Origin of the sequence: Aeromonas sp. R2-2, from assembly GCF_040908355.1 — a bacterium.
GTDB classification, from domain to species: Bacteria; Pseudomonadota; Gammaproteobacteria; order Enterobacterales; family Aeromonadaceae; genus Aeromonas; species Aeromonas veronii.
In genome coordinates this window covers 1-5,968 of sequence record NZ_JBFODQ010000085.1, presented here as the reverse complement: position 1 = coordinate 5,968, position 5,968 = coordinate 1, and the positions used below count along the sequence as shown (strand labels likewise).

The 5,968-nt window shown below is 59.7% G+C and carries 4 protein-coding genes; 1 reads left to right on the top strand and 3 read right to left on the bottom strand.

Annotated elements, in window-relative coordinates; genetic code table 11:
- Positions 1–2: 2 nt before the first annotated feature.
- From AB5Z09_RS18030 to AB5Z09_RS18020, 3 genes are all read right to left on the bottom strand, one after another.
- Positions 3–965, bottom strand: coding sequence for an IS1595 family transposase (locus AB5Z09_RS18030; RefSeq protein ID WP_368194921.1), 963 nt, complete (start codon positions 963–965; stop codon positions 3–5).
- A 100-nt stretch (positions 966–1,065) separates the two neighbouring features.
- Positions 1,066–1,734, bottom strand: a complete 669-nt coding sequence (locus tag AB5Z09_RS18025; RefSeq protein WP_139461206.1) for a LysM-like peptidoglycan-binding domain-containing protein — start codon at positions 1,732–1,734, stop codon at positions 1,066–1,068.
- Positions 1,735–1,833: 99 nt separating this feature from the next.
- Positions 1,834–3,936: a methyl-accepting chemotaxis protein gene (locus tag AB5Z09_RS18020; RefSeq protein ID WP_368195913.1), complete on the bottom strand. Its 2,103-nt coding sequence runs from the start codon at positions 3,934–3,936 to the stop codon at positions 1,834–1,836.
- A 274-nt stretch (positions 3,937–4,210) separates the two neighbouring features.
- On the opposite strand from AB5Z09_RS18020, the gene gltX reads away from it, so the two are divergent.
- The gene (gene gltX, locus AB5Z09_RS18015; RefSeq protein WP_368195912.1) at positions 4,211–5,626 is read left to right on the top strand and encodes a glutamate--tRNA ligase; all 1,416 of its coding nucleotides are present in this window, start codon (positions 4,211–4,213) and stop codon (positions 5,624–5,626) included.
- Positions 5,627–5,968 lie beyond the last annotated feature (342 nt).

Sequence of the window (5,968 nt, the reverse complement as noted above, 5' to 3'; positions counted from 1 at the left end):
GGCTATGTCCCAATTACGTGTTGCATGGGGTGCCCCAGCGCCTCATGCAAACACGCTTTGATATTCACGCCCCTCCCGTAACGCTCCAGCATCCTGCGCCAACCCAGGTAGTTCTTCAGGTAGTGCGTTGCCACTCCATGGAACCGCTCCATCCACTCTTTCAACCGATGGTGATACCCGTTCACGTGCTGGATGTGATACGCACCGACCACCCGTTCGCCCTGGCGATTGCGCACTACTTGATGAGTCACTCCATGCACTTTGCTAAAACTCGCATACACACCCGCACCATCGCTACACAACACCGCATCCGCTGACACCAACGGCTTCAACACCGCGATGACCGTCTCGGCATTTATCTGCTCCAGCTGAAAATCCGCATGGTGGCCAGCACGGTCCTGCACCACCATCACAGGGATGTAATCCGACCCGGTTCCACGGGTTCGACCTTTACCACCACGATGCCTTGGCGGACGCGGCAGTCCCCGTTGCCCCTTGAACGATTCAAGGAAGAAGGTCTCATCAACCTCAACAATGCCCTCTTCCCGTGTGGCTTGATGGCCTGCCATGGCACGCAAGAAGCGGTGACGCCAGAGGAACGCGGTGTTTTTGCTGACCCCACAGCGCCGCGCGGCCTGGCGGACGGTCAGTCCTTCGATGAGGGCTTGCGCGTAGTCTTCCCAGCACTGTGCTTTACGCAATCTGGCCAGGGGCGTCTTGGTGAGGATGGAGCTTGTGCGCAGACACTGTTTGCAACGGTAGCGGCGCAGCCCCCGACTCCACCCCCAAGGCGCCAGCTCGGCGACATCGGCCTGACAATGTGGGCAGCCACTGCATGCAGGAAACTGGGTATTGAGCGAGGTAATGGCATGTGGCGCCATGAGCTCCTGCCGGGCAACGCGGCGCTGGCGCAGGGTAAGCAGTGGAAAGAGAGACAACAGGTGTTGAAAGGCTGGGGTATCCATGATGGCAGACCTCAAGGTGATGGCCTACTTCAAGATTAGCCTTTCAACACGTAATTGGGACATAGCCAAAAAAAACGGGAGGCCAGCGCCTCCCGTGTTGTTATTCCTTGAGGGCGAACCCTTCGCCCTGCCGGTCGTAGCGGTAAACCGCCTGACCGTAGGAGCGGATCTCCACCCGCTGGATGCGGCGGGTGTCGTCCACCAAGATGAAGATAGAGCGGCCCGATTGCAGGCGGGTCAGGGGGCGATCCGGCCCCTCGATGGCGATCAGGCGGCTCAACTCGGCACCGGGTAACTCGAATTTACGCCAGATGGAGTAGAGGGTCTCACCCGCCTGCACATCGTGTTGCAGCCAGGTGCCGTTGACCTTCTCTTCGACCGGCTTGGCTGCCGCGGGGGCACTGCCTGCCGCGCCACTGCCGACAGTTAGAGCTTGAGCAGGCACGGCCAGCGGCACTTCCAGTGAGCCGGAAGGGGCTGCTTTGGGGGCGGATGGTGCCGGCTCCCAGGCCAGTACCAGCAACCAGAGCGGGATCAGGATCAGCAGACCTATGGTGTTTTTGCGGGGCAGCGGGCTGGACAGCTTGAATTTGCCTGCTTTGGCATCCTGGCGGCGTTGGCCGAGGTCGCTCATCCCTTGGCCAAAACGTTGGCGCAGGGACAGGGTCGCGGCATTGATGCGATGGAGCAGGGATCCTTGTGATTCGTCTTGGCGACGCTGCTGGGCTCGTCTGTTATGGCCTCGTGGGCGACGGTCCGGGGTGGGCACGGCATTTACCTCTCACTACATTGCCTGCCATCAGGCAAATTCGTCGCCTATGGTAAACGGACTCGCCCCCGAGGGGGAGAGTCCTGATGCGGAAAATTATCAGCTGAGACGAAATTGACCCAATAATTGCTGCAATTTGTCGGCCGCCTGACGCAAAGCCTGACTGGCTTTGGCCGTTTCGGTCGCATCCTGAGCAATGTCGTTGGCCAGTGCGTTGGTTTTTGACAGGTTGCCGGAGACGGTTTCTGAGACCGAGCTCTGCTCTTCGGCGGCGGAGGCGATCTGATAGGTCATGTCGTTGATGGTGGAGATGGCCTGGTAGATGCTGCCGAGCGCCTCTTCCGCCAGATCCGCCTCGCCCACCGCCTGATGGGTCAGCTGCTGGCTCTGGGTGATGGCGTTGACTGCATTGGTGGAGCTGAGGCGGATCTTCTCGATCAACTCCTGGGTGTTCTGCACCGCCTGCTGGGTATTGCCCGCCAGTTTGCGCACCTCGTCGGCCACCACCGCAAAGCCGCGGCCCTGCTCGCCAGCTCGGGCTGCCTCGATGGCGGCGTTGAGGGCCAGCAGGTTGGTCTGATCGGCAATCCCCTGAATGACGGTGAGGATGCTGGTGATCTGGGCGCTGTCGTGAGCCAGCCCTTCCACCACTTCGGCCCCTTTACCGGCTTCTGCCGCGACCTTGTGCATCGACTGGATCACCTGCTGGAAGCGCTCCTTGCCCTGATCGGCAGCGCTTTGCGCCTGTTTGGCCGAGTCGGCGGTATTGTTGGCGTGGGTGGCGACCTCCTGACTGACGTAGGACATCTCCTGCACCGCGGTCAGCATCTGCTCCATCTCCGCCTGATGGTGCTGCAGGTTGTTGTCGGTCTGACCGGCAATGCGATCGGTGTCACCGGCGTAGCGGTTCACCTCGCTGGCAGTCTTGAGCACATCCCCGAGCAACCCTTGCAGCTTGTCGATAAAGCGGTTGATCCCCTTGGCGAGATCCCCCAGCTCATCCACCGAGCGGGTCGTGAGGCGTTTGGTGAGATCCCCTTCACCATCGGCGATGTCATCCACCAGGCTGACCATCTGACGGATGGGGCCTGTGATGCTGCGTGCAATCACCAGCATGGTGACCAGCGCCAGCACCAGTACGATAACGGCACCCACCAATTGCTGGGTCATGGCTGCCTGGTTCATGTCGCTCAGCTGGCTTTCCAGTTGATCGGCCCCCGCCAGTACCACCTTGTAGGGCAGGGTGACGATGATGGCCCAGTTGCGGCTCATTCCCGGCACCATGATGGGGACGGAAATGCGGAATGACTCCTCCAGCTCCTGACGCTGAACTTCCGGTTTCAGGTACTGCTGCCACTGGTTGCCCAGCACCTTACTTGCGCTGCTACCGAGCAGGCTGGCATCGCCGCTGGTGCCGGTGATGACACCGGCGGCGCTGACGATCAGGGTTTCGCCCTTGCCGTCATAGATATTGCTGTTGAGGCTCTTTGCCTGACGGCTGATGGAGTCCACCGCGAGATCCAGCGCGGCGATCCCCTTGAACTGACCATCCACCATGATGGGGGTGGTGATCGTGCTCACCAGCACCTGCTGACCATTGATATCCACCTTGAAGGGATCGATGAGACAAGAGCGTCCTTCCCGCTTCGGGCAGGCGTAGTAGTCGTTGGCGGGATTGCCGAATTCGTCCGGGTCGGTTTTTTCGATGGAGAGCAGCAGATCGGTACCGATTTGATCCTTGTCGCGATAGAAGTAGGGCACGAAGCGCCCCTTGTCGTCACTGCCCAGCGCACTCTGGCCAGCAAAGCTGGCATCCTGACTATCGAAACCGTTGGGCTCGAAGCCGGCAAAGGCGCCATAGAGCTGGGGCTCCAACGCCAACTGTGCTTTGAGCAGGTCGGTGGCCTGCTGGCGATCCAGCGGCAGTTTGCCCTGTTGTTGCAGGGCGAGGGCGCTGGCCATCTGCTGGGTGTAGGAGAGCCCTTTTTGCAGCAGTTGGGTGATGGTGGCCGCCTCGGCGCGGGCATTGGCGCTGACCTTCTGCCATGCCTCCTGCTGCAGCGCTTCACGGCTGGAGCTGATGGTGAGTTGTTGGGTCTGTTGGCCGGAATATTGGTTGAGCAGGATCAGGATGACCAGGGCTGCGGTCATGGCGATCCCGGCCATCACTAGAATGCGATTCTGGATAGAACGGAACTGCATCGTCTCTTCCTTGTTCGTGAGAAGTGTGGTGAGCGTTATTTGGGTATCGACCGGAGGAGGCAGCTCTCCAGCATTGTGCATAGCAAATCGGAAACGGGGCTTCTGTTTTGCGATCCTCTTAAAATATCGGGCTACAGATGCAAATGGCGACAGATTTAATCCCCTACTTTAGCCCGCAATGGCGTCATGGTTTTCCCATCCGTGATTGTCGGTGCTAAAATGCGACGGTTTTTTCTAACGAATTGGCCCAAGGCCCTCTACACAAGGCTTAAAGATGAAAGTCAAAACCCGTTTTGCTCCCAGCCCGACCGGCTTTTTGCATGTCGGCGGTGCCCGTACCGCACTCTATTCCTGGTTGTTTGCAAAGAACCAGGGCGGTGAGTTTGTGCTGCGTATCGAGGATACCGATCTGGAACGTTCCACTCAGGAGGCCATCGACGCCATCATTGAGGGCATGGAATGGCTGGAGCTGAACTGGGATGAGGGCCCCTACTACCAGACCAAGCGCTTCGATCGCTACAACGCGCTGATCGACGAGATGCTGGCTGACGGCCGCGCCTACAAGTGCTACTGCTCCAAAGAGCGTCTGGAAGCGCTGCGTGAAGGCCAGATGGCCAACGGCGAGAAGCCGCGTTATGACGGCAAGTGCCGCGACCACGCCCACGATCACCCGGCCGATGCGCCGCACGTGATCCGCTTCCGCAACCCGACCGAAGGCTCCGTGGTGTTCGATGACCACGTCCGTGGCCGCATCGAGTTCGCAAACACCGAGCTGGACGATCTGATCATCCGCCGTACCGATGGCGCGCCGACCTACAACTTCTGTGTTGTAGTCGATGACTGGGATATGGAGATCACCCACGTGGTGCGTGGCGAAGACCACATCAACAACACCCCGCGCCAGATCAACATCTACAAGGCGCTGAACGCGCCGGTACCGGAGTTTGCCCACGTCTCCATGATCCTGGGTGACGACGGTGCCAAGCTCTCCAAGCGCCACGGTGCTGTCTCCGTGATGCAGTACCGCGACGACGGTTACCTGCCGGAAGCGCTGCTGAACTATCTGGTACGTCTGGGTTGGTCCCACGGCGATCAGGAGATCTTCAGTCTGGAAGAGATGATCAAGCTGTTCAGTCTGGATGCCATCTCCAAGTCCGCCTCTGCCTTCAACACCGACAAGCTGCTGTGGCTGAACAACCACTACATGCGCAGCCTGGATCCGGCCTATGTGGCCAAGCATCTGGCATGGCACATGGAAAACCAGAAGGTCGACACCAGCAATGGCCCGGCGCTGGCCGAGGTAGTCACCCTGCTGGCCGAGCGCTGCAACACCCTGGTTGAGATGGCTGCCCAGAGCCGCTATCTGTTCGAAGATTTTGAGGCGATCGACGAAGCGGCTGCCAAGAAGCACCTGCGTGGCGTCGCTGCCGAGCCGCTCACCTTGGCCAAAACCAAGCTGGCTGCACTGGATAGCTGGACCACCGAAGCGCTGCACGAGCTGATTGAAGCGACCGCCGCCGAACTGGGTCAGGGTATGGGCAAGGTTGGTATGCCGCTGCGCGTAGCCGTCACCGGTCTGGGCCAATCCCCTGCCATCGACGCCGTGATGGCGCTGGTGGGCAAAGAGCGTGTACTTGCTCGTATCGACCGTGCGCTGGCTCACATCGAAGCCCGCATGGCTGCCGAGTAAGCCTGACGTTGCCGGTCGTCATCACCGCTCTGGGTAAATCCCCCCCTGCCATCACGCCGTGATGGCGCTGGTGGGCAAGGAGCGCGTGCTGGCGCGTATCGACCGAGCACTGGCTTACATCGAAGCCCGCATGGCTGCCGAGTAAGTTCTGCCGAGGTGGCAGGCGAGGAGATAACCCTGTTCTGCCACATGCTGAATAGCAAAAATCCGAAACCAATGGTTTCGGATTTTTTTATGGCCAGCGCACAGACCGAAAATACTTTGGATAAAAAAATGCCAGTCAACTGACTGGCATTTTTATTGGGACAGAGTGCCGCTTAGTGGCTGTCGACCCAGACGAAC

What these genes read in the sequence shown, in the direction of transcription:
- AB5Z09_RS18020 (WP_368195913.1), bottom strand. Translation starts at nt 3,936, where the DNA reads ATGCAGTTCCGTTCTATCCAGAATCGCATTCTAGTGATGGCCGGGATC.
- gltX (WP_368195912.1), top strand. Translation starts at nt 4,211, where the DNA reads ATGAAAGTCAAAACCCGTTTTGCTCCCAGCCCGACCGGCTTTTTGCAT.
- AB5Z09_RS18030 (WP_368194921.1), bottom strand. Translation starts at nt 965, where the DNA reads ATGGATACCCCAGCCTTTCAACACCTGTTGTCTCTCTTTCCACTGCTT.